Raw genomic sequence first — 23476 nt, forward strand, 5'->3', positions numbered from 1 at the left:
TTATGCTATTCTTAGTATTATGCACCTTTTCAGAAGATGAGCAGGTTTGGATCGAACAATTATTTAATGAAAATCACACCCTTTTATATAAAGTTTCTTATCAGTTGCTTCAATCAGAAACAGACGCGGAAGACGCTGTTGCACAGGCATTTTTAAATATAATGGAACATTTTGAAAAAATCAGCCAGTTACCACGCCGCGACCAGATTCCCTATAGTGTTATTATTGCAAAGAATGCATCCTATGATATTCTTCGTAAGAAGAAAAAGATGATTCCGGTGGAAGAGTTTTATGAAACAAGGACGGATTCTGGAGTAGAAGAAGCTTTCTTTGAAAAATTCAAGAAGGAGCAGTTGGCGGTGGCATTAGAACATTTAGAAGAAAATGATCGAACACTTCTTATGTTTCGATTTGGTCGTAACATGTCATTAAAAGATATCGCAGTGCTGATGGGAATCTCGGAAGAGACAGCTAAAAAGAGGAGCCAGCGGGCAATAAAAAAACTGAAGAAAAAACTGGAAGAAATTGAGAGGTAAAAAGTGACAAGTATTTTAAGAGAAGTTTGTCGAGAAAGATTGAATCAAGAGTGGGCACAAGCTGATAGGAGTCTAGATAATTACAAAAATGTGATGTCAAAAGAAAGTAAATTGATTGACGAAGGGGAAATTAGAAAAAACATTTTGGATAAGGCAGCAAATAAAATTCTTGCACTCCCATTCCCGGAACAGGCTGTATTTCATCTTTATTATGCTTTTCACTTAGATGACTCGCAGATTAATGAAATTCTCATGATTCCGTATGCTCATGGAATGCGGATTAGTATGTTGAATTACCTTCAAAAATGGACAAGTACTCCAGAAATATTTGCATGTCCAGAAAGCATTTCTCAGATATGCACAATATCACTGATAAAGCTAATGGCTGAGATAAATACAACAGAGGATATCCAACATGTGTATTCTAGACGTTTCAGAAAACAATTACGGAAAATCCATATTACACAACAACCGACAGATCATTTATTTCGTGGAATTTTGCGGGCTGCAGCTGTTTTTCTTGCAATTTCTCTCGGATTTTCAACAGCAATGGTCACAAATGCGGAATTTCGTGGAAAAATTTTGGAATGGATCGTGGAGACATATCCGAAGTATTCTAAAATCGGGTTGGAAGGTATACAAAATAAGCATGTCATAGAGGAAGGGAATAATTTAGGTTCTTTCCAGATTAACTATATTCCAGATGGATATCAATTGGTATATCAGAGCAATCTCCCATTAATGAAAAAATTCAGATATAAAAATTCAGAAAATACCAGTATTACAATACAATTTTCACCTGGGAATGGGTCAAATAATTATAATACGGAGAATTCAGAAATAAAGTCATGTATGATCGGAGAGAAAAATGTATTATATTGGGAAAAAGATGGAGTCCGAATGTGTGTGATTAAGGAAGGGGAATGGCTGATAAGCGTTGTCACAGAACTTCCATTTAATGAAGTATTCAAAATTGTGGAAAATATAAATTATTGTAATTGACATGTCCCTAAAGTCTCATTTGACCGTTATATAGATGAAAAAGATAAAGGAGGTAAAGCAAAAATCAGTTTTTCTAAATCTAATTAAGAAGGTGATACATGCTTTTTTTATTAATAATCACACCCATTGTCCATTTCTTGTTTGCAAAAACAAAGTTCACAATAACGAGAATTATAATTGTATTGCTTCAAGAAATTATACAGACGATGATATGGAAACGGATATATGCAAATCGTACTCAATGGTTTTCGTATTTTCTAATATTATTTGGTACAATAATTCCATATATGCTATATTTAGATAAGGATATTCCTAGTGGTTGTATGGCAACTATAATATTAATAGCGCTTTTTTTATGGATAGAACTTCTACAATATCAAAGAAAACTTCTGTTTTTCACTTTTGGTGTATCGATAGCATGTTTATTATTATATTATAAAGGATTTCCAACGAAAATGTGTGAAATATTTCCGTTATTAGTATACTGCATAGAAATATTTCCGTTAATGCTCCAAGCAAAAAAAGAAAAGTAAGGGAATGCCTGACAATAACTCGGATATGAGTGCAGAAACAAGAGTATATCATATATCCTTCGGATAATATAATAGGTTTTGCGATGGAAAGTCGCGAATACTGGTAAAGAATGAATAAAAAGATCGAGCTACTAATAATAGATGCTCACAGAAGTTTTATAGATACGAAAAATAAAGGCACCCTCATTTGAGGATGCCTTTATTTCGATTCCCTATCTTGTAAAAGGAGGATTAAGCTCTCTCAACGAGACCGGATCTTAAGCAGGAAGTGCATACATACATCTTGCGGGAGCCGCCGTTAACCTTAACCTTTACAGATTTTACATTCGCGTTCCAGATTTTATTGGATCTTCTATGGGAATGGCTTACTCCATTACCAAAGTGAGCCGCCTTTTCGCAAATAGCACATTTAGCCATGATTCCACCTCCTTAATCATTCATACGGTTGGATGCAAAAATCCATAACATGGATATCATAGCAGAAGATTAAATATTTTGCAAGCAAAATTTTTAGAGATTTCACATTTTTTTGAAAAATAAGTGGAATCCCATGGACAGAGAAAACTTGATATGGTATATTAGGATTATTAAAGTTCAATTATAAAGGAACTTTTGCGCGAATGAGCCGGGCGGTTTCTGTTATGAAATGACTGGATCATTGGCGTTTGCGCCTTTTTATCAGGATACGGCGCTTATAATCAGTAGGAATGGAGGCTTAGCGTATGAAGGGATGTATTAACAATAAAATGGGACAGATCCAGATCGACACCGATGTTATCGCTCTTTATGCCGGCACGACAGCGGTAGAATGCTTTGGAATCGTGGGAATGGCTGCAGTAAGTATGAAAGACGGTCTGGTAAAGCTTTTAAAGAGAGAAAGCCTGACTCACGGAATCAATGTAACGATCAATGACAATGCAATTGAGATCGACTTCCACGTAATCGTATCCTATGGCGTCAGCATCTCGACCGTAGCGGATAACCTGATCGAGAGTGTGAAATACAAAGTAGAAGAGTTCACGGGAATGCCGGTTGAAAAGATCAATATCTTTGTTGAAGGCGTTCGAGTGATAGATTAAGGAGGAAGTAAAATCCATGGAATTAAAGTCCGTAGATGCCGCTCTCTTACAGAAAGCGGTTCTGGCCGCAGCGAAAGGCCTTGAGGCAAAAAAAGAATGGATTAACGAATTAAACGTATTCCCGGTTCCGGACGGTGATACGGGTACGAATATGACCATGACGATCATGGCCGCAGCAAGAGAGGTGGCTGCGATCGAGAATCCGACAATGGAGTCCATCGCGAAGGCTCTCTCATCCGGTTCCTTAAGAGGTGCCCGCGGTAACTCCGGCGTTATCTTATCCCAGTTATTCCGCGGTTTCACAAAAGAGATCAAGGAATCCAATGAAATTACAGTGACAAGCCTGGCGAATGCCTTTACCCGCGCAACTGAGACTGCCTACAAGGCTGTTATGAAGCCGAAGGAAGGTACGATCCTCACTGTGGCAAAGGGAATGGCTGAGAAGGCCGTTGATCTTGCGACACAGACAGATGACGTGATCGATTTTCTGACCCAGGTCATCGAGGAAGGCGACTATGTATTAAGCCAGACTCCGGAGATGCTCCCGGTATTAAAACAGGCTGGCGTTGTCGATTCCGGCGGACAGGGACTTATGCAGGTCATGAAGGGCGGTCTTGACGGTCTTTTAGGAAGAGGGATTCCGTTTGATACCGCTGCGCCGGCAGCCGGAAACACAGAGTCCACAAAGCCGAAGGTGGCTGCAGGAAGTGATGAGCTTTCTACTTCCGATATTAAGTACGGCTACTGCACCGAGTTTATCGTAAACGTGGAGAAAACCTACGATATGGACGAGGAGCAGAAATTCAAGGGATATTTAGAGTCCATCGGTGACTGCGTCGTTGTAGTTTCCGATGACGATATTATCAAAGTCCATGTCCACACGAACCATCCGGGTCTTGCATTTGAGAAAGGTCTGACTTACGGTTCCCTTTCCAGAATGAAGATCGACAATATGCGCGAGGAGCACCACGAGCGTCTGATCCAGAACGCTTCCAATGTTGCCCAGACTCCGGAAACTCCGGCAGAGGCAAAAAAAGAGGAAGCTCCGGCATCCAACGAGCCGAGAAAACCGTACGGCTTCATCGCTGTCTCCATCGGTAAAGGTCTCGGTGAGATCTTCAAGGGAATTGGCGCTGACTACCTGATCGAGGGCGGACAGACGATGAACCCGAGTACCGAGGATATGCTAAATGCCATCGAGAAGGTAAATGCGGACGTGATCTACATCCTTCCAAACAACAAGAATATCATTCTTGCCGCAGAACAGGCAAAGAGCCTCGTGGAAGATAAGAAGATCTTCGTTGTTCCGTCCAAAACCGTACCGCAGGGGATCGCAGCTCTCATCAACTTCCTTCCGGATCTTTCCCCGGAGGAGAACCTTGAGAATATGACATCCGAGATGGGCCGGATCCACACCGGACAGATCACTTATGCAGTCCGCAACACGAACATTGACGGAATGGAGATCCATGAGGGCGATATTATGGGAATCGGCGATTCCGGCATGCTTGCCGTAGGACAGAACGTCAATGAGACCGTTCTTGAGACCTTAAAGCGCATGGTGGAGGATGAATCCGAACTGATCAGTGTCTACTTTGGTGAAGATGTGACGGAGGAGGATGCCGAGGCTCTTGTAGAAAAAGTGCAGACAGCATTCCCGAACTGTGAAGTTGAATTAAATGACGGCGGTCAGCCGATCTATTACTACCTGCTTTCTGTAGAGTAAGCGGGAAATGCCAGCGGTGTTCGATACCCGGCAAATGAATAACGACAGAAAAGCTGCTCCCTTTGGTCAAAAGACCTGATGAGGCAGCTTTTTCAGTGAGATAAAAAGCGGGAAATTTCCGGCATTCTCTTAGAGTGCTGCGGACTGCACCGCAGGATAAGATAAAAAGGAGCGTGAAACAGGTGGCAAACGACCAGTCCATAGAGACTTTAAAAGGCATCGGGGAAAAAACCGCAAAACTCTTTGAAAAAGTCGGGATCCGCACCGTCGATGACCTGCTCCATTACTATCCAAAGGGATATGATACCTATGGGAAACCGCAGGCTATTGGGGAACTCTCCGAGGGCGAGACAGGGACAGTGGCAGGTTTTTTAAAGACAGGAGCCACCGGAGTCCATATAAACGGTCTCTCTATCGTTCAGGCGACCATAAGCGATATGACGGGGAAATTACGCCTTGTCTGGTATCACATGCCTTATTTAAAGAACACCCTGCGGGCGGACAGCCATTTTATTTTCCGTGGACGCGTGACCCGTAAAAAGAACGGACTCACGATGGAACAGCCCCAGATGTTTCAGCCGGAGGCATACGAAGGACTTTTATCCAGCCTGCGGCCCGTATATGCCCAGACGAAGGGACTTGGGAATAAGACGATCACCTCCGCGGTGGAACAGGCCCTTGCGATCCGCACTTTGGAACGGGATTATCTGCCGGCAAGTCTCAGGATCGCAAATGAGCTTGCGGAATATAATTTTGCGATCGAACATATCCATTTCCCGGCGGATAAGGAAGATCTGACATTTGCCAGAAAACGCCTCGTATATGATGAGTTTTTCTTTTTCCTTCTGGCGGTACGCCGTTTAAAGGATAAACGTCAGGATGTGCAGAGCCTGTTCTCTGTAAAAAAGCAGGACGAATGCAGAAGACTTCTGAATGAGCTGCCGTATAAGCTCACAGATGCCCAGATGAGGACGCTGGAGGAGGTGCTGAAGGACCTCAGAAGCGGTTCTGTCATGAACCGGCTGATCCAGGGGGATGTTGGCTCCGGTAAGACGATCATAGCGGTACTGGCGCTTCTGGCCGTCTGTGAGAATGGATATCAGGGAGCCCTTATGGTTCCGACGGAAGTCCTTGCGAGGCAGCATTTCGAATCTGTGACAGAACTTTTTGAAAAACATGGTGTTGATAAAAATGTGGTTCTCATCACCGGATCCATGACGGCAAAGGAAAAACGCATCGCCTATGGGAAAATTGCCTCCCATGAGGCAGACATGATCATAGGCACCCACGCCCTGATCCAGGAGAAGGTCGTTTATGACAACCTTGCGCTCGTCATCACGGACGAGCAGCACCGGTTCGGTGTTGCCCAGAGGGAGATGTTCGGAAATAAGGGACAGATGCCCCACGTGCTGGTCATGAGTGCTACCCCGATTCCAAGGACACTGGCGATCATCCTGTATGGGGATCTCGATATTTCCGTTATTGATGAGCTTCCGGCGAACCGCCTTCCCATAAAGAACTGTGTGGTGGATAAGAGCTATCGCCCCCGGGCATACCGATTTATTGAAAATGAGGTGAAAAATGGCCGACAGGCCTATGTGATCTGCCCGATGGTGGAGGAGAGCGAGATGATCGAGGCTGAGAATGTTCTGGATTATACAAAGATTCTCAGAGAGCACCTGCCGGGGATACGAGTGGAGTATCTTCATGGGAAAATGAAGGGAAAAGAGAAGAATCAGATCATGGAAAAATTTGCTGCGGGGGAGATTCAGGTTCTTGTCTCCACCACGGTCATAGAAGTCGGGGTGAATGTGCCGAATGCCACGGTGATGATGATAGAGAACGCCGAAAGGTTCGGTCTGGCGCAGCTCCATCAGCTTCGCGGTCGTGTCGGACGAGGAGACAGGCAGTCCTACTGCATTATGGTGAATGCCTCCGGCAATAAAGAGAAGAACCGGCGTCTTGATGTCTTAAATAAGTCTAACGATGGTTTCTATATTGCCTCCGAAGACCTGAAGCTCCGTGGTCCCGGTGATATCTTCGGGATACGCCAGAGCGGCGATCTGGAGTTCCGGCTGGCGGATATCTACACAGACGCGGTGACTCTTAAGAAAGTTTCCGAGGATGTGAACCGGCTTCTGGATCGGGATGAGGATCTGGAGGAGGAAGAGAATCAGGAATTGAAAAAACGTCTCGACCGCTTTATGGAAGAGAAGTATGAGAAACTGAATCTGTAACGAGAAAGAAAATAGTACGGGACAGACAGCGTAGAAACCGAAACGATGCTATAAATTTTTAATAAAGAGGAGATGGACAAACATGACGAGACTTGATGAACTCTTATATGAAATGATACGCTACGATGACAGGGATGTAAAACGGATCCAGCATTTTTTAAAGGTCCACGAATTTGCAAGGCTGATCGGTCTGGAGGAAAAGCTCGATCCTTATACTCAGGAAATCCTCGAGGCGGCAGCCATCGTTCATGATATCGGAATTCACAAGGCGGAAGAGAAGTATGGACGGAATACCGGAAAATATCAGGAGCTGGAGGGACCGGGCGAGGCGCGGACCATGCTTACCGCTCTTTCCTGGCCCGAGGAGGTCATTGACCGTGTCTGCTATCTGGTAGGTCATCACCATACCTATGACAATATTGACGGGATGGATTACCAGATCCTTGTGGAGGCAGATTTCCTCGTCAATCTCTTCGAGGATGGAGCGACGCCGGATACCCAGAAGAGCGTGTTTGCCAGAAATTTCCGGACAGAAGGCGGAAAGCGCCTGTTCGGGCTTATGTTTGAGAGCGGAGAGGAGTAAACAGGTGAAAACACTTGTCATTGCCGAGAAACCTTCGGTGGGACGCGACATCGCTCGTGTCTTAAAATGCAGCCGTTCCGGAAACGGATGTCTGGAAGGTGACAAATATATCGTCACCTGGGCATTAGGGCATCTGGTGACTCTGGCGGACCCGGAGGATTACGATAAGAAATATAAAGAATGGAAGATAGAAGACCTCCCGATGATGCCGGAAACCTTCAGCCTGGAGGTCATAAAGCAGACCGGGAAACAGTATCAGGCGGTAAAGAGCCAGATCCACAGGAAAGATGTGGGTGACATCGTGATCGCCACGGATGCCGGGCGGGAAGGCGAGCTTGTAGCGAGACTGATCTTAAAAAAGGCGGGGACGGATAAGCCCCTGAAACGTCTCTGGATCTCTTCCGTGACGGACAAAGCGATCCGGGAAGGCTTCGCGTCGCTGAAAAGCGGGAAAGAGTATGAACCGCTCTACGCTGCCGCCATGTGCCGGGCGGAGGCGGACTGGCTTGTGGGGATTAACGCCACGAGAGCGTTGACCTGTAAATATAACGCCCAGTTATCCTGCGGGCGCGTCCAGACACCGACACTGGCCATGATCGCAAAGAGGGAGGAACAGATCAGAAACTTTGTGCCGAAGCCATATTACGGAATCCGGGCGGAGGCAGGAGCTTTAAAGCTTATCTGGAGAGACAAAAAATCAAACAACACGTCCTCTTTTGATAAGGAGCGGATGCAGACGATCCTGGAGAAAATATCCGGAACGCCCCTTAAGATCGTCTCCGTGAAGAAGACACCGAAGCACACGGAGCCACCGCTTTTATATGATCTGACAGAGCTCCAACGGGAGGCGAACCGTCGGTTTGACTATCCGGCAAAGAAGACCCTTGATATCATGCAGAGACTTTACGAGAATCATAAAGTGTTAACATACCCGAGAACAGATTCCCGTTATCTGACTGCGGATATCGTGCCGACGATCCGGGAAAGACTGAAAGCCTGCGCGGTGGGGCCTTATCGGAAACTTTCAGGAACCCTGTTTAACAAGGAAATCAAGGCAAGACCGGGATTTGTAAATGATGCGAAGGTCTCTGACCATCATGCGATCATCCCGACGGAACAGTTCGTGGATCTCACCCATATGACGATCGACGAGAGACGGATCTATGATCTTGTGGTGCGGAGATTTCTTGCGGTGCTGTATCCGGCGTATGAATATGAACAGACATCGATCATCGCGGAGAGCGGCGGTGAGAGGTTTACTGCCCATGGAAATATCGTGAAGTCCGCAGGATGGAAAGCGGTGTATGAGGAGCAGGATGAACCGCTGGAAACAACGGATCTGGTGTCTGAGTCCGAGTGCAGCCAGAACCTTCCGGAGCTTTCTGAGGGTGATTCTTTCATAAATACACATTATATTCTGACGGAAGGAAAAACGAAGCCGCCAGCGAGATTTACGGAGAGTCTTCTCTTATCTGCCATGGAAAATCCGATATCATTTATGGAATCAGATGATAAGATGCTCGCAAAGACCCTTGGCGAGACGGGCGGTCTTGGAACCGTAGCCACAAGGGCAGATATCATTGAAAAACTGTTCTCCTCATTTCTTCTTGAAAAAAAGGGGAAGGAGATCTGGCTCACATCCAAGGCAAAGCAGCTTCTGGAACTGGTGCCGGAAGATCTGAAAAAGCCGGATATGACAGCTCAGTGGGAAATGCGCCTTTCAGCCATCGCGAAAGGAAGGGAGAGCCGGACTGTCTTTATGAAGGAAATCCGAAGCTACTCCGAAGATCTGATCTCCGAAATCAAACAGGGACAGGGAAGCTTCCGTCACGATAATATGACCGGAAAGCGATGCCCACAGTGTGGAAAATTCCTTCTGGCCGTAAAAGGAAAGAACAGCGAAATGCTCGTCTGCCAGGACAGAGAATGCGGATACAGGGAGACTGTCGCAAGGACATCCAATGCACGCTGCCCGGTCTGCCATAAACGGATGGAGCTGCGCGGAAAAGGGGACGGACAGATCTTCGTCTGCACCTGCGGTCACAAGGAAAAGCTCTCGGCATTTAAGAGCCGGAGAGAAAAAGAGGGCGCAGGTATCTCGAAGAAGGACGTTGCAAGATATCTAAACCGCCAGAAAAGAGAGGCTGAAGAACCAGTAAATAATGCGTTCGCAAAGGCGCTTGCGGGAATCAGACTGGACAACCAGTGAGCGCAGAGGGCTGCAGGTATGATCTGCAGGTGTTTGATGAGTGGAAAGGAGACAAGCGATGTCAATCAAATTAAAGCAGGTATTTTCAGGAGAACGTCTTATGGAGATCCATGCACTCTACGAGACCGCCTTCCCTGCCGGTGAGAAGAAGCCTTTCTCCATGATCATATCCGGACAGGAGACAGGCCTTGTGGAGATTCTGTCGGCAGAAGAGAATGATACATTTCTCGGACTTGCGATCATGGCAAAATCGGGAGACCGGGTTCTTCTCGACTACTTTGCCATCGCGTCTGAAAGAAGAGGTCAGGGAACCGGTTCCGCGGTGCTGCAGGCGCTAAAGGAGCGATATCAGGGGATGCGGATCATTATTGAGATCGAGAGCACAAAATGCGTCGATGAGGAAGAACTTGTGATCCGCACCCGAAGAAAAAGCTTTTATCTCCGGAATGGCTTTACAATGCTGTCGTACTACGTCGATCTTTGGGGAACTGAGATGGAGATGCTTTCCAACGGGCTTCCCTGCCCTTACGAAGAATATCTTGATATCTATACAACGGCATTCGGAACACAGGTATCAGACAGGATCCACTTTTTGGGGGAAGCACCGGCTGCAGCTGAGCTCTGACAGCACACGGAAGAGATTTTCAAAGAATTATGGATCCATTTCACAAAATGTACACAGGGGTATGCTATAGTGGACGAAAGCTGTCAGATGCATGCGGACATGCCTTTGACGGCTTGCACTAATTAAATCAATCATGAGAGGATTACCAAATATGAAAAAACATGTATTATTCGGAGCTCTGCTCCTGACTGCGGCACTTTCTGCAGGACTTACCGGATGTTCTTCTTCCGGCACAAAGGAATCCGGATCTCCGAAGGTAGAGATCTCCGAGATCCGCGATGATGTAGTGGAACCGGACTTTTCCGGAGCGGATATTGAGGTTTGCGCTTTAAAGGCTCCGATCGATTTTGATTATTCCAGCGCGGATGCCGATATGATCTTTAAGAAAAAAGACGGGGCATGGCTGGATGCCATGGAGCCGGAAATCCCCCTCAACCAGGAAAAATTTGAGGCAATGGCCCAGAATTTCCTGAATCTCCATGCGATCTCTGAGGTGGGAGACGCGGAGAATCTTTCTGATTACGGTTTTGATGAACCGGCGTATGAGGTAACGATCACGGACAGTGAAAAAGGAGAAGTTACTTTTGACATTGGAAATAAGGATTCCGTCGGAAATTATTATCTCTCCGATGGAAAAAAATTATATCTGGTCAAAGCGTCCACGGTAGATGCCCTTGTCTTTGAATATGATACTCTGGTAGTCCGGGACGGCCTGACACTTCAGATTGCTCCGTCTGATCTTCAGAAGGTTTCTATCACCATGGACGGAAAGACGACAGAGATCACAAGTGCTGACAGCGAAGCACTGACAACGATCGCAAATGGGATCAACAACCTGAAGGCCTTTGATTATGCCAGCTACCATCTTGCAGAGCAGGATCTTGCCAATACAGACCTTACGACCGATACCCGCATTACATTTCAGGCAGAGCTTACTGTAAACGGTGAGAAGAAATCTCTCACGATCTATGTGGGCACCTATGCGGATCCGAACCGGACATACCGCTATGTGCAGCTTGATGGATCAGATATGATCATGGTCGTTGATAATACAGCCGTTTTAGACCTTTTAAACGGCATGGTTCCGGAAAAGGATCTTGAATAAAGAATCTATACAGAAGGCAGGAAAAGGGAATTCATGATTCCTTTTTCTTGCCTTTTTTTCGTTTTTGAGCTATGATAATACACAAGTTTGGAATAAAGGAGAGAAAAAACATGAATCAATTACTGGATCTCTTCCTTACGTTTGCCCGCATCGGCGGTCTTACCTTTGGCGGTGGATACGCGATGCTTCCGATCCTCCAGAGAGAGGTCGTTGAGAAGAGACACTGGGCAACAGAAGAGGAACTTATGGACTATTACGCGATCGGCCAGTGTACCCCGGGCATTATCGCGGTAAATACGGCGACCTTTGTCGGACAGGGACTTGCCGGCTCCATTGGCGGTATCGTCGCGACTCTGGGCGTTGTATTCCCGTCCCTGATCATTATCACGGTCATCGCGGCATTTATCCAGAACTTTGCGCATCTCGCGATCGTACAGAACGCCTTTGCGGGTATCCGTGTCTGCGTCTGTATCCTGATCTTCAACGCGGTGGTCAAACTCTGGAAAAAGGCAGTTGTGGATAATCCGACATTAGTGATCTGCCTGCTTGTGATCCTCGGCTCCGCACTTACGGAGTTTTCCCCGATCGTGTTCGTTATCCTTGCGGCTGCTGCAGGAATTATCTTAAAGAATAAGGAGGCTGCTTCCAAATGATGATCTTTGTCAGACTTTTCTTTGAGTTTTTTAAAGCTGGTCTCTTTGCAATCGGCGGCGGGATGGCGACACTCCCGTTCCTCTACAATATCTCCGATAAGACAGGCTGGTTCACCTACGGACAGCTTGCGGACATGGTGGCGATCTCCGAGTCCACACCAGGTCCGATGGGCGTCAACATGGCAACTTACGTTGGATTTACAACAGCCGGTCCTGCTGGTGCAGTAATTGCTACACTCGGTCTGATCACACCGTCCATTATCGTGATCCTGATCATTGCCGGATTCTTAAAGGCGTTCAAGACAAACAAGTATGTTCAGAACGCTTTCTACGGACTCCGCCCGGCATCAACAGGTCTGATCGCGGCAGCAGGACTTTCCGTTCTGTCCTTGGTTCTTCTTCACAAGGACGCTTTTGCGGCAAGCGGAAAGATCACAGACCTGATCAGCATCCGCAGTATCATTCTTCTTGCAGTACTTTATTATTTCACGGCAGTCTGCAAAAAGACGAAAGGACTCCATCCGGTTGCGTTTATTGCGGCATCCGCAGTGATCGGAGTTGTGTTTCGGTTCGGAGGAGTTTAAAATTTAAGAAAATATGTGCCTGTGGGAGCGTTCCCGCAGGCTTTTTTCTTCCGAAAAACTGTCTGAAAAAGCATGGTGGGACTGCGGGGATATTATATATTCATTTTGTAAAATGTATGCTCTTGACAAAAAGGTGGATCAATTATTGCCGTTATCTGCTAAAAATGGATTGATGAATATTGTGTACGATTCTGGAACATTTATTCGTAATCAAAATATAAAGGGGTGTGATTATGATTAAACGGGGTAAGAGGTATTCGATTTTGAGTGCGGTCGGACTGTGCGTTCGATGCAGCGCTGGTGTCTCGGTAGCAGTGATGTTACTGTATTTGTTCCAAGGGCTTACGCCAGCTCTGCTCACACTGGCGACAGGGGCCTTCATTGATGCGGCGATAGGGCTTTTGCGGTCCGGGGAGTATGCCGACGTTGGGAGAGCGCTGACTGCGGTGTCTCTACTAGTGAGCTTCGATTGGATTTCCAACCAACTTCTCGATCTTCTGGTGGGGCGGCTACGGATCGATGTGCGAGAGAGGTTCGGAACGGAGATGGTGGAGAAGGTCGCTGATCTTCGATATCGATATGTGGAGAATCCGGAGAGTTGGGATCTGATCACGAAGATTTCCACTGATACGGATGAGAGTATCTTGAATGCGTTTCAGGCGTTGCTGGCGTTTTTGGCGCTGGTATGGAAAGCGCTGGGTTTATTTCTGGTGATGTTTCGATATGTGCCAGCAGCGGCTCTGGCTGTGACGGCCTGTGCGGTGCCTTTGGTAATGCTGTCTTTGGCCGGAGGGCGAGCCAGTTATGCCGGAATCAGCGAGACCCAGGGGCTAAAGCGGCGGTATGAGTATATTTCCAGGCTTTTAACCGGAAGGGATGCGGCGGAAGAGAGGACTTTGTTTGGCTGGGCCGGATATTTCAATGGTGAGTGGGAGAGTGCCTATAAGAAATGGCTCGGAGTAAACGCGAGGGTGAATCTGAAATCTTTTGCGAAGGCGAAACTTGGCAGCATCTCCTTGGTGTTGATCGCGATCGTGGTGATGACTGCGCTGCTTCCTGGCGTCGTGGCAGGAGAGATTACGATTGGTATATTTATGGCTTTGGTTTCGAATATATTCTCACTGGTACAACTCATGTCCTGGAGTCTGCTCCACAGCGTCAGCGAGATCGCGAAATATAACGAGTTTTTTCATGATGTTGAAACCTTTACCAAAATGGATTTTAGGGAGGCGGAGAGCGTGAGCTGTGAATTGCCGGAGTTCTCTTCGCTGGAGTTTCGCGATGTTACTTTTGCCTATCCGGGGACTAAGCGAAAGGTGCTTGACCATCTCTCGTTTCAGATTTCAGCCGGGAAAAGCTATTCATTTGTCGGCGCAAACGGGTGTGGGAAGACTACGATTACGAAGCTGATCGCTGGGCTATATGATGATTATGAGGGACAAATTCTGATTAACGGAACGGATATTCGGGAGTGGGGCCCCGGACGGATCGCAGGTTTTTTCTCTATTGTCTATCAGGATTTTGCCAGATATGGACTTTCGCTCTATGAGAATATTGCCATCGGGGATGTGGAAAAACTGTGCGGAGACGAAATCAATCTGGTTCGTTTTCAAGATGTTGTCGATATGATGGAGTTAGGCGAGATCGTGTCTGACTTAAAGCATGGGATGGAGACGAAACTGGGGAAGATCGTGAGGGACTCGGAAGACCTGTCCGGCGGGCAGTGGCAACGGGTGGCAATCGCCCGGTGTCTTGTGAGCGACCGCCCTGTGAAGATTTTAGATGAACCGACGGCGGCGTTGGATCCTGCTGCAGAGAGTGCGCTGTACGAAAAATTCCGTATCATTAACCAGAAATATACCTCTGTTACGATCAGTCATCGGCTGGCAAGCGCGAGACAGACAGACGTTATCTTTGTGATCGAGAACGGGAGAGTTTCCGGTTCAGGAAGCCATGAGACGCTGTACAGAGAAAACAGGTTGTACAGGGAGATGTACGACAGTCAAAGGAGCTGGTATCAGGGATGAAGAGACAAAAAGAATGTTTTATCGGGGTCTCCGCAGTAGTTCACTTATTTCTAAAGATCGCCGGAGCCATGCCTGTTGTGTTTCTACTGTTTCTTGTCGTGAATGTTCTACACGGTACGGCGTGGGCGTTAGAAACACTGGCAAGACAGGTGTTTTTTGACGGATTACAGAGCGCTGTGGAGAGAAACTCACTCCAGGCCGCTTATTCTGGAGCTCTGTGGGTAGGAGCGGCCGCGGTCTATGTGCAGGTACTGAATGGAGCTGGCAATTTTATTGGGCAGCATATTTTCAATCCTAGGGCAGTGAACACGCTGACAAGAGAGTTTCACACACAGACGGCGCAGTTGCCGCTGTATGAGTTCGAGAAGGAGACGACTCTGGAAACGATTGAGAAAGCCCGGCAAGGAATCAACGGGACCGTGCAGCTTCTCAGAGCCGTGATTTCGATTGCCATGTTCAATCTGCCGTATGTGGCGTTCATGGGGGTGTATTTGTACCGCCTGGATCCGATCCTGGTTCTTTCGTTGCTGTTTATCTTTAGTCCTATGGTGTGTGCCCAGGTGATAAAAAGAAAGGCGTATCGGCGGCTGACCGATGAGACGGCAGCTCTCGAGAGGGAGTACCGGCATTATTCGGACTGCATGATTGATAAGAGGTATTGGAAGGAGACTCGGACGCTGGGAGCTGTCGGCTTTTTCATGGAACGATTTCGGGCGGTGCTTGCAAAGTATGATAAGAAGCTATGGGAGACAGATTCCAGGTTGTATCGAACAGAGCTTTTGATGCGTGTTTTGACTCTTCTGGGATATCTCGGAGTGCTCTTTCTTCTGGTGCGGTCGTTGCTTTCCGGGAACATCTCGGCTGGGGCGTTTGCGGCGGTGTTCACTTCCATTGATTCCATTTTCCGGTTCATGGAGAACATCGTGGCGAGAAGCGCCGGAAATATTTCACGACACATGGCGTCGGTAGGGAATTATTTTGAGTTTTGCCGGCAGAATGGGTTTGCGGCCGACGATGGCCAGGTCAGAGGAGCTTCTGACGGCTGCTGTATTGCAGAGGAAAGTGAAAGCGGCAGGGAAAGCTGTGCCGTCATTGTGGAAGACGTTTCTTTTGCCTATCCCAATGCCGACCGACCGTCTCTCGATAGAATATCGGTTCGGATTCGGAAGGGGGAGACGGTTGCGGTCGTTGGTGAAAACGGAGCTGGAAAAACTACCTTCGTAAAGCTTGTTCTGGGACTGTATGAGCCTTCCTCTGGGTGGATTTTGCGGGAACGGGACAGTTTTGTCTCTCAGTCTGCAGTCTTCCAGAATTTCCAGAAATACCGGATGCGACTGGATGACAATATTTGTTTGAAGGAGCTAGAATGTCGGGATGCGGAGGAGATGGAACGGGCTGCGTCTCTTGCTGGAGTGGAGTACGGGAACTCCGATCTGTATCCGGAGAAATTCGGGACGCTTCTCGGCCGGGAGTTTGGTGGTGCCGAACTTTCGGGTGGCCAGTGGCAACGGATCGCCATTGCCAGGGGACTCTATAAGGAGCATGACATGATTGTGCTGGACGAGCCGACGGCCAGTATCGACCCGCTGGAGGAAACCCGTTTGTACCGCATGTTTGCAAGGATGGCGGAGGGGAAGACGGCGTTTATCGTAACCCACCGAATTGGCTCGGCCCAACTTGCCGATCGGATTCTTGTGTTTGACAAGGGAAAGATCGTCGAGCAGGGAACGCATGAAGAACTGATAAAGTCTGGTGGGAAGTATGCGTTTTTGTATCGTGAACAGGGAAAGTGGTATTAGATGAGGGCTGCGGATCGTTCTTTGCCAAAGTGGGACAACTGACTGGACATGTCAGTTGAAAACTTTATTTCATATGTAAAGATGATGGTTTTGAAAGTACGATTCAGATAGATCTGTCTTATAAGGTTCTGATAAAAATGCATTTTGCGCTACTCAGAGGACGCCGGCGTATTTGCCGATGACCATATTGCGTTGCCAGCAGACGGGCAGAAAGACACTATCCAGTCTGCTTTCAATGCAAAATCACGCTTCGAATATATGTTCGATAGAAAATGCTTGCAAATCTGGAAGTTTTAAGTGTATAATAGGAAAAGCTTGACTGAGAAACGTGGCTGCGGCATATACGCAGCAGTATGAAAAATAAAACAAAGCTGCGGCGGGGAAGCTTTCCTGCCGTAGTTTATGACTTGTATTGGAGGTCTTTACATGGCGAAAGCACAGTATAATGCTGACAGTATTACCGTACTGGAAGGACTGGAGGCAGTCCGCAAGCGTCCCGGAATGTACATCGGTGGCGTTGGAACAAAGGGCTTAAACCATTTGATATATGAAATCGTCGACAACGCGGTGGACGAGCACCTGGCTGGATTCTGTACGGAGATCACGGTAACGCTGGAGGCGGATGGGTCCTGTACCGTAAAGGATAACGGACGGGGAATCCCGGTGGAGATGCACAAAAAAGGCGTGTCCGCGGAACGTGTGGTTCTCTCCACGCTTCATGCAGGCGGAAAATTCGATAATAATTCCTATAAGACCAGCGGCGGACTTCATGGCGTCGGTTCTTCCGTCGTAAACGCCTTGTCTGACCGGATGAAGGTAAAAATTTCCAGGGATGGAAAAGTATATTATGATGAGTATGAAAAGGGACATCCGGTGATCGAACTGAAGGATGGGCTTCTTCCTGTGATCGGAAAATCAAAGGAGACAGGAACAGAGATCAACTTCCTGCCAGATCCGACGATCTTCGAGAAGACGAAATTTAAGGCGGAGTGGTTAAAGAGCCGTCTTCATGAGTCCGCCTATTTAAACCCGAACCTGGCGCTCCACTATGTGAACAAACGCGCCGGTGAGGAGGAGATGATCACCTACCACGAGCCGGATGGGATCATTGCCTATGTCCGCGAGTTAAACAACGGAAAAGAGCCGGTTCATGAGCCGGTGTATTTTAAAGGCAGTGTGGACCAGATCGAGGTGGAGGTGGCGTTCCAGTTCGTTGACGCCTTCGAGGAGAATATTCTCGGATTCTGCAACAATATCTTCACCCAGGAGGGCGGAACCCACCTGGTGGGATTCAAGACGAAATTCACCCAGCTGATCAACTCCTACGCGAGGGAACTCGGCATTTTAAAAGAGAAGGACAGCAACTTTACCGGCGCTGACACAAGAAACGGCATGACGGCCGTTGTGGCGGTGAAACACCCGGATCCGATCTTCGAGGGACAGACAAAGACAAAGCTTGCCAGCGCCGATGCGACAAAGGCTGTGTTCACCATGACTGGAGACGAGCTGGAAAGGTTTTTCGACCGAAATCTCGACACCTTAAAGGCAATCATCGCCTGTGCGGAGAAATCCGCAAAGATCCGCAAGGCGGAGGAGAAGGCGAAGACAAATATGCTCTCCAAGTCGAAGTTCTCCTTCGACAGCAACGGAAAGCTTGCAAACTGTGAGAGTCGTGACCCGTCAAAGTGTGAGATCTTCATCGTCGAGGGAGATTCTGCCGGCGGCTCTGCAAAAATGGGAAGGAACCGACAGTTCCAGGCGATCCTGCCGATCCGCGGAAAGATCTTAAACGTGGAGAAAGCGTCTATGGATAAGGTCCTGGCAAACGCTGAAATCAAGACTATGATCAATGCCTTCGGCTGTGGATTCTCTGAGGGATATGGAAATGACTTTGATATCACGAAATTGAAATACGATAAGATCGTCCTGATGACCGATGCCGATGTGGACGGAAGCCATATCGACACATTGCTGTTAACATTTCTCTATCGCTTCATGCCGGAACTGATCTACGACGGACATGTTTACATCGCGATGCCGCCGCTCTATAAGGTAGTTCCGAAACGCGGAGAAGAGCGGTATCTCTACGATGACAAGGCGCTAGAAGAATATAAGAAGAGCCACGCCGGGGACTTTACGCTGCAGCGCTACAAAGGTCTCGGTGAGATGGATGCGGATCAGCTCTGGGAGACGACGCTAAACCCGGAGAACCGCGTCTTAAAACGGGTGGAGATCGAAGATGCCCGGATGGCAAGTGAAGTGACGGAGCTTCTGATGGGAAGCGACGTTCCGCCGAGAAAGAAATTTATCTATGATCATGCCGATGAGGCGGAGATCGACGCATAGAAGGAGAGTTTACCATGTCTGAAAAAATATTGCGAACTGAATATTCGGAGGAAATGCAGAAGAGCTATCTGGACTACTCCATGAGCGTCATCACCTCCCGTGCGATCCCGGATGCCAGAGACGGTTTAAAGCCGGTACAGCGCCGTGTTCTCTACGATATGAGTGAGCTTCACTTAGATCACGATAAGCCCCACAGAAAGTCGGCACGTATCGTGGGCGATACCATGGGTAAATACCACCCACACGGCGACAGCTCTATCTACGAGACCTTAGTTGTCCTGTCCCAGGACTTTAAAAAGGGAATGGCTCTGGTGGACGGACACGGAAATTTCGGCTCCATAGAGGGTGACGGCGCAGCTGCCATGCGATACACTGAGGCACGCTTAAAGAAATTTGCGGAGGAGGTCTACTTAAAAGATCTCGATAAGACCGTAGATTTCGTCGCCAACTACGATGAGACGGAAAAAGAGCCGGAGGTCCTCCCGGTCCGCGTGCCGAACCTTCTCGTAAACGGTGCGGAGGGAATCGCTGTCGGCATGAGCACCAGCATTCCGACCCACAATTTAGGGGAAGTTATCGACGCGGTAAAGGCCTATATCGATAACCGTCTTCTCACCGTTGAAGAGCTGATGCAGTATATGCCGGGACCGGATTTCCCCACCGGCGGGATCATCGCAAATAAGAGTGATCTTTTACAGATCTACGAGACTGGTGCTGGAAAGATCAAGCTCCGCGGAAAGATCGAGGTGGAACTCGGAAGAAGAAAGGCAGACCGAGACAAACTGGTGATCACGGAGATCCCGTACACAATGGTCGGCGCGGGAATCAACAAGTTCCTCATGGATGTGGCAGATCTCGTTGAGACGAGGAAGCTCACCGATGTGGTGGACATTTCAAACCAGTCAAATAAAGAGGGGATCCGCATTGTCCTGGAGTTAAAGAAGGACGCGGATGTCAATAAGATCAAGGCGGTCCTCTATAAAAAGACAAAGCTCGAGGACACTTACGGTGTCAACATGCTTGCCATTGACGATGGACGCCCGGAGACCATGAACCTTAAGCAGATCTTGAATACATTCCTGGAATTCCAGTACCGGAACATGACGAAGAAGTACAATGTTCTTCTCCAGAAGGAAATGGAGAAGAAGGAAGTTCAGGAAGGGCTCATCGAGGCATGCGATGTGATCGACCTCATTATCGCCGTTCTCCGGGGATCAAAGAACATGAAGGACGCAAAGGAATGCCTGATGACCGGAAATACGGAGAAGATCAAGTTCCGTGTGCCGGGCTTTGAGGCGGACGCGAAGAAGCTTCATTTTACCGAACGCCAGGCGACAGCGATCCTGGAGATGCGTCTCTACAAGCTCATCGGTCTTGAGATCCTCGCGCTCCAGAAAGCATACAAGGAGACATTGCGGAAAATCCGTGAATATAAGCATATTCTTTCCAACCAGAAGAATATGGATGTGGTGATCAAGGAAGACCTTGACTCCATCAAGGCAGAGTTCGCAGAACCGAGAAGGACACTCATCGAGGACGGCGAAGAGATGGTTTACGTGGAGGCGAAGGAAGAGGCGAAGGAAGTGATTTTCGTCATGGACCGCTTCGGCTATTGCAAGACCATGGACCGCTCCATCTACGAGAGAAACCAGGAGACCGTGGACAGCGAGAATGTCCGGGTACTTCCGGTGATGACGGACGATAAGCTCTGCATGTTCTCAGATACCGGAAACATGTACCAGGTGAAGGTTGCGGAGTTCCCGACACTGAAGATGAAAGACAAGGGAATCCCCATCGAGAACGTCAGCAAATTTGATGGGAAGACGGAGACGATCCTCTTTATGCTTCCGGCATCCGGATTTACCGGTAAGAAATTCCTGTTTGCGACGGCTCAGGCGGCGGTGAAGATCGTCCCGGGTGAGGAGTTTGTAACAGCAAACAGGACTGTTGTGGCAACAAAGCTGGCAGAAGGGGATAAACTTACGGAGATCCGCGAGATCGACGGAACCCGCGACGTAGTCCTGCAGACCGTTGGCGGAATGTTCTTAAAGTTCCAGATGGAGGAAATCCCGGAGCTCAAAAAGAACAGCCGCGGTGTTTGCGGAATCCGGCTGGAAAAGGAAGATACGCTGGAACATGTATATCTGCCGGATATGGACGGAACCGCGGATTATAAAGGAAAAGAAGTTGCCCTCAACCGGCTGAAAGCAGCAAAGAGGGCTGGAAAAGGAACGAAAGTTAGGTTATAATAGAGATAGCTGAAAGATGCTCGTGACATAATAAAACTGAAAACCATGGTTCGGACAGATCCTGTCCGCTGAAAAGGAGAAATCATATGAATATACCTACACCTCATATTGCCGCAAAACAAGGCGAGATTGCGCCGTCTATTTTACTTCCGGGTGATCCGCTCCGCGCAAAATTTATAGCTGAAAATTTCCTTGCCGGTGCGAAACAGTTCAATGCTACAAGAAATATGTTCGGCTACACCGGATTTTACCGCGACAAACCTGTTTCTGTCATGGGAACAGGAATGGGCTGTCCGTCTATCGGAATTTATTCTCATGAACTGATCGAAGGATACGGTGTTAAGACGCTGATCCGTGTAGGCACGACCGGAGCAATTTCTGAAGATGTCCATATCCGTGATCTTGTATTCGCGATGGGTGCCTGCACACAGACAAACTATGTAAGAGAATTCGGTCTTCCGGGCGATTTCGCACCGATCGCGGACTTTGGCCTTCTGATCAAGGCTGTCTTCCATGCAGAACAGGAAAACCTCCCGTATCACGTCGGAAACGTGCTGACCTCCGATCTTTTCTACGAGCCGGAGAAGAAAAAACACGAGGGACTCCAGTTTGCCGATATGGGTGTCCTTGCAGTGGAGATGGAGACAGCAGCTCTCTACGCGAATGCGGCACTGTCAAAGGCTCGTGCACTTTCCATTCTGACCGTATCTGACTCTATGGTGACAGGCGAGAAGACTACTGCAGAAGAAAGAGAAACATCTTTTGCGGATATGATCCACGTAGCTCTTGAGATTCTTTAATCGTTACAGTTCTGCAATGGCATTTAACACTTGCATTTTTTGTCGTTTTGAGTTAGGATAGACAACAACACAAGTGTTGCGCATAGAGACATATGTCCGCGACGGGTGGAAAATGGCAGGCTGGCAGCTGATACCGGCTGACGGGCTGAGATGAGGAGATATGTGTGATGGAAAAGAAACTTAGAGTTGGTATCCTTGGAGCAACAGGTATGGTAGGACAGAGATTTATCTCTCTCCTTGAGAATCATCCATGGTTCGAAGTGACGACCGTGGCAGCCAGCCCGCGTTCTGCAGGAAAAACATATGAGGAGGCAGTTGGAGGACGCTGGAAAATGACGACTCCGATGCCGGAAAAAGTTAAAAATTTAGTTGTTATGAATGTAAATGACGTGGATGCGGTATCCAAGACCGTTGATTTCGTATTCAGCGCCGTTGATATGACAAAGGAAGAGATCCGCGCTATCGAGGAAGCTTACGCGAAGACAGAGACTCCGGTGGTTTCCAACAACAGCGCTCACCGCTGGACACCGGATGTTCCGATGGTAATCCCGGAGATCAACCCGGATCACTTTGAGGTGATCAAGTTCCAGAAGCAGAGACTCGGCACGACCCGCGGATTTATCGCAGTAAAGCCGAACTGCTCGATCCAGAGCTACACTCCGGCACTCAGTGCGTGGAGAGAGTTCGAGCCGTACGAGGTAGTCGCTACTACATATCAGGCTATTTCCGGAGCAGGAAAGACCTTTAAGGACTGGCCGGAAATGGTAGAGAATGTGATCCCGTACATCGGCGGCGAGGAAGAGAAGAGTGAGCAGGAGCCGCTTAGGATCTGGGGTCACTTAGAGGGCGGCGTGATCGTAAAGGCAAAAGAGCCGGTAATCACATGCCAGTGCGTCCGGGTACCGGTATTAAACGGCCACACAGCTGCTGTATTCGTAAAATTCAGAAAGAAAGCTTCCAAGGAACAGCTCATTGAAAAGCTTGTAAACTTCAAGGGACTTCCGCAGGAGTTAGAGCTTCCGAGCGCACCGAAGCAGTTCATCCAGTATATGGAAGAGGACAACCGTCCGCAGGTTAAGCTGGACGTTGATTTCGAGAAGGGAATGGGCGTATCCATCGGCCGCTTAAGAGAAGACACCGTCTATGACTGGAAGTTTATCGGTCTGTCCCACAACACCGTCCGCGGTGCTGCAGGCGGAGCCGTCCTCTGCGCAGAGCTTCTCACAAAGCAGGGATATATTTCTGCAAAATAATATCGACGGATATCGGTTATCATCTGTCGATCAGAACGTAAATCATGGGCCCGCTATTTGTGCGGGTCCTTTTTACGCGGACAGCGAATCAGTACATATACCTGTATATGGCCTGATGCTGTTTCGTATC

18 protein-coding genes are annotated in these 23476 nt (G+C 48.0%); 17 read left to right on the forward strand and 1 reads right to left on the reverse strand.

Features of this window, described 5'->3' with window-relative positions; translation table 11 throughout:
* Nucleotides 1-2: 2 nt before the first annotated feature.
* Nucleotides 3-536, forward strand: coding sequence for a sigma-70 family RNA polymerase sigma factor (locus DW677_RS04945; RefSeq protein ID WP_117469642.1), 534 nt, complete (start codon nt 3-5; stop codon nt 534-536).
* A gap of 3 nt (nt 537-539) precedes the next feature.
* The gene (locus tag DW677_RS04950) at nt 540-1538 is read left to right on the forward strand and encodes a DUF4367 domain-containing protein (RefSeq protein WP_147324930.1); all 999 of its coding nucleotides are present in this window, start codon (nt 540-542) and stop codon (nt 1536-1538) included.
* A 764-nt stretch (nt 1539-2302) separates the two neighbouring features.
* Here the strand turns inward: DW677_RS04950 and rpmB are convergent.
* A complete protein-coding gene (rpmB, locus tag DW677_RS04960; protein ID WP_015554580.1) occupies nt 2303-2488 on the reverse strand; it encodes a 50S ribosomal protein L28 in 186 nt (61 codons plus the stop codon).
* A 305-nt stretch (nt 2489-2793) separates the two neighbouring features.
* Here rpmB and DW677_RS04965 point away from each other — a divergent pair, with 305 nt between their 5' ends.
* From DW677_RS04965 to asd, 15 genes are all read left to right on the forward strand, one after another.
* Nucleotides 2794-3150, forward strand: coding sequence for an Asp23/Gls24 family envelope stress response protein (locus DW677_RS04965; protein ID WP_015554579.1), 357 nt, complete (start codon nt 2794-2796; stop codon nt 3148-3150).
* Between the two features lie 16 nt (nt 3151-3166).
* A complete protein-coding gene (locus DW677_RS04970) occupies nt 3167-4876 on the forward strand; it encodes a DAK2 domain-containing protein (RefSeq protein ID WP_117503879.1) in 1710 nt (569 codons plus the stop codon).
* Between the two features lie 161 nt (nt 4877-5037).
* A complete protein-coding gene (gene recG, locus DW677_RS04975) occupies nt 5038-7113 on the forward strand; it encodes an ATP-dependent DNA helicase RecG (RefSeq protein ID WP_278286990.1) in 2076 nt (691 codons plus the stop codon).
* 82 nt (nt 7114-7195) lie between these two features.
* Entirely contained in the window at nt 7196-7696 is a 501-nt protein-coding gene (locus tag DW677_RS04980) for an HD domain-containing protein (RefSeq protein WP_117503881.1), read from the forward strand.
* Nucleotides 7697-7700: 4 nt separating this feature from the next.
* A complete protein-coding gene (locus DW677_RS04985; protein WP_117503883.1) occupies nt 7701-9905 on the forward strand; it encodes a DNA topoisomerase III in 2205 nt (734 codons plus the stop codon).
* A 58-nt stretch (nt 9906-9963) separates the two neighbouring features.
* Entirely contained in the window at nt 9964-10530 is a 567-nt protein-coding gene (locus DW677_RS04990; RefSeq protein ID WP_117566589.1) for a GNAT family N-acetyltransferase, read from the forward strand.
* A gap of 151 nt (nt 10531-10681) precedes the next feature.
* Nucleotides 10682-11635 (forward strand): DUF4340 domain-containing protein, encoded by a 954-nt coding sequence (locus DW677_RS04995; RefSeq protein ID WP_181968299.1) that lies wholly within the window; start codon nt 10682-10684, stop codon nt 11633-11635.
* A 110-nt stretch (nt 11636-11745) separates the two neighbouring features.
* Nucleotides 11746-12288, forward strand: coding sequence for a chromate transporter (locus tag DW677_RS05000; protein ID WP_117566591.1), 543 nt, complete (start codon nt 11746-11748; stop codon nt 12286-12288).
* Nucleotides 12288-12872 carry a chromate transporter gene (locus tag DW677_RS05005; RefSeq protein ID WP_181968302.1) on the forward strand — a complete coding sequence of 195 codons (585 nt, stop codon included), beginning with the start codon at nt 12288-12290 and terminating at the stop codon, nt 12870-12872. The genes DW677_RS05000 and DW677_RS05005 overlap by 1 nt, the downstream gene beginning before the upstream one ends.
* Before the next feature lie 233 nt (nt 12873-13105).
* Nucleotides 13106-14899 carry an ABC transporter ATP-binding protein gene (locus tag DW677_RS05015; RefSeq protein WP_117503893.1) on the forward strand — a complete coding sequence of 598 codons (1794 nt, stop codon included), beginning with the start codon at nt 13106-13108 and terminating at the stop codon, nt 14897-14899.
* Nucleotides 14896-16698 (forward strand): ABC transporter ATP-binding protein, encoded by a 1803-nt coding sequence (locus tag DW677_RS05020; RefSeq protein ID WP_117566593.1) that lies wholly within the window; start codon nt 14896-14898, stop codon nt 16696-16698. Before DW677_RS05015 ends, DW677_RS05020 begins: the two co-directional genes overlap by 4 nt.
* Before the next feature lie 426 nt (nt 16699-17124).
* Nucleotides 17125-19044 carry a DNA gyrase subunit B gene (locus DW677_RS05025; RefSeq protein ID WP_117470241.1) on the forward strand — a complete coding sequence of 640 codons (1920 nt, stop codon included), beginning with the start codon at nt 17125-17127 and terminating at the stop codon, nt 19042-19044.
* Nucleotides 19045-19058: 14 nt separating this feature from the next.
* Nucleotides 19059-21293 carry a DNA topoisomerase (ATP-hydrolyzing) gene (locus DW677_RS05030; RefSeq protein ID WP_117566594.1) on the forward strand — a complete coding sequence of 745 codons (2235 nt, stop codon included), beginning with the start codon at nt 19059-19061 and terminating at the stop codon, nt 21291-21293.
* A gap of 86 nt (nt 21294-21379) precedes the next feature.
* Nucleotides 21380-22093 carry a purine-nucleoside phosphorylase gene (gene deoD, locus DW677_RS05035; RefSeq protein ID WP_117470243.1) on the forward strand — a complete coding sequence of 238 codons (714 nt, stop codon included), beginning with the start codon at nt 21380-21382 and terminating at the stop codon, nt 22091-22093.
* Between the two features lie 167 nt (nt 22094-22260).
* The gene (gene asd / locus DW677_RS05040; RefSeq protein WP_117483606.1) at nt 22261-23346 is read left to right on the forward strand and encodes an aspartate-semialdehyde dehydrogenase; all 1086 of its coding nucleotides are present in this window, start codon (nt 22261-22263) and stop codon (nt 23344-23346) included.
* The last annotated feature ends 130 nt before the right edge of the window (nt 23347-23476 follow it).

Origin of the sequence: Clostridium sp. AM25-23AC (assembly GCF_003435125.1) — a bacterium.
Classification (GTDB): domain Bacteria; phylum Bacillota; class Clostridia; order Lachnospirales; family Lachnospiraceae; genus Pilosibacter; species Pilosibacter fragilis.

What these genes read in the sequence shown, in the direction of transcription:
- DW677_RS05030 (WP_117566594.1), top strand. Translation starts at nt 19,059, where the DNA reads ATGTCTGAAAAAATATTGCGAACTGAATATTCGGAGGAAATGCAGAAG.
- DW677_RS05015 (WP_117503893.1), top strand. Translation starts at nt 13,106, where the DNA reads ATGATTAAACGGGGTAAGAGGTATTCGATTTTGAGTGCGGTCGGACTG.
- DW677_RS04945 (WP_117469642.1), top strand. Translation starts at nt 3, where the DNA reads ATGCTATTCTTAGTATTATGCACCTTTTCAGAAGATGAGCAGGTTTGG.
- DW677_RS04965 (WP_015554579.1), top strand. Translation starts at nt 2,794, where the DNA reads ATGAAGGGATGTATTAACAATAAAATGGGACAGATCCAGATCGACACC.
- DW677_RS04970 (WP_117503879.1), top strand. Translation starts at nt 3,167, where the DNA reads ATGGAATTAAAGTCCGTAGATGCCGCTCTCTTACAGAAAGCGGTTCTG.
- DW677_RS04990 (WP_117566589.1), top strand. Translation starts at nt 9,964, where the DNA reads ATGTCAATCAAATTAAAGCAGGTATTTTCAGGAGAACGTCTTATGGAG.
- asd (WP_117483606.1), top strand. Translation starts at nt 22,261, where the DNA reads ATGGAAAAGAAACTTAGAGTTGGTATCCTTGGAGCAACAGGTATGGTA.
- DW677_RS05020 (WP_117566593.1), top strand. Translation starts at nt 14,896, where the DNA reads ATGAAGAGACAAAAAGAATGTTTTATCGGGGTCTCCGCAGTAGTTCAC.
- DW677_RS05005 (WP_181968302.1), top strand. Translation starts at nt 12,288, where the DNA reads ATGATCTTTGTCAGACTTTTCTTTGAGTTTTTTAAAGCTGGTCTCTTT.
- DW677_RS04995 (WP_181968299.1), top strand. Translation starts at nt 10,682, where the DNA reads ATGAAAAAACATGTATTATTCGGAGCTCTGCTCCTGACTGCGGCACTT.
- DW677_RS05000 (WP_117566591.1), top strand. Translation starts at nt 11,746, where the DNA reads ATGAATCAATTACTGGATCTCTTCCTTACGTTTGCCCGCATCGGCGGT.
- deoD (WP_117470243.1), top strand. Translation starts at nt 21,380, where the DNA reads ATGAATATACCTACACCTCATATTGCCGCAAAACAAGGCGAGATTGCG.
- rpmB (WP_015554580.1), bottom strand. Translation starts at nt 2,488, where the DNA reads ATGGCTAAATGTGCTATTTGCGAAAAGGCGGCTCACTTTGGTAATGGA.
- DW677_RS04980 (WP_117503881.1), top strand. Translation starts at nt 7,196, where the DNA reads ATGACGAGACTTGATGAACTCTTATATGAAATGATACGCTACGATGAC.
- DW677_RS05025 (WP_117470241.1), top strand. Translation starts at nt 17,125, where the DNA reads ATGGCGAAAGCACAGTATAATGCTGACAGTATTACCGTACTGGAAGGA.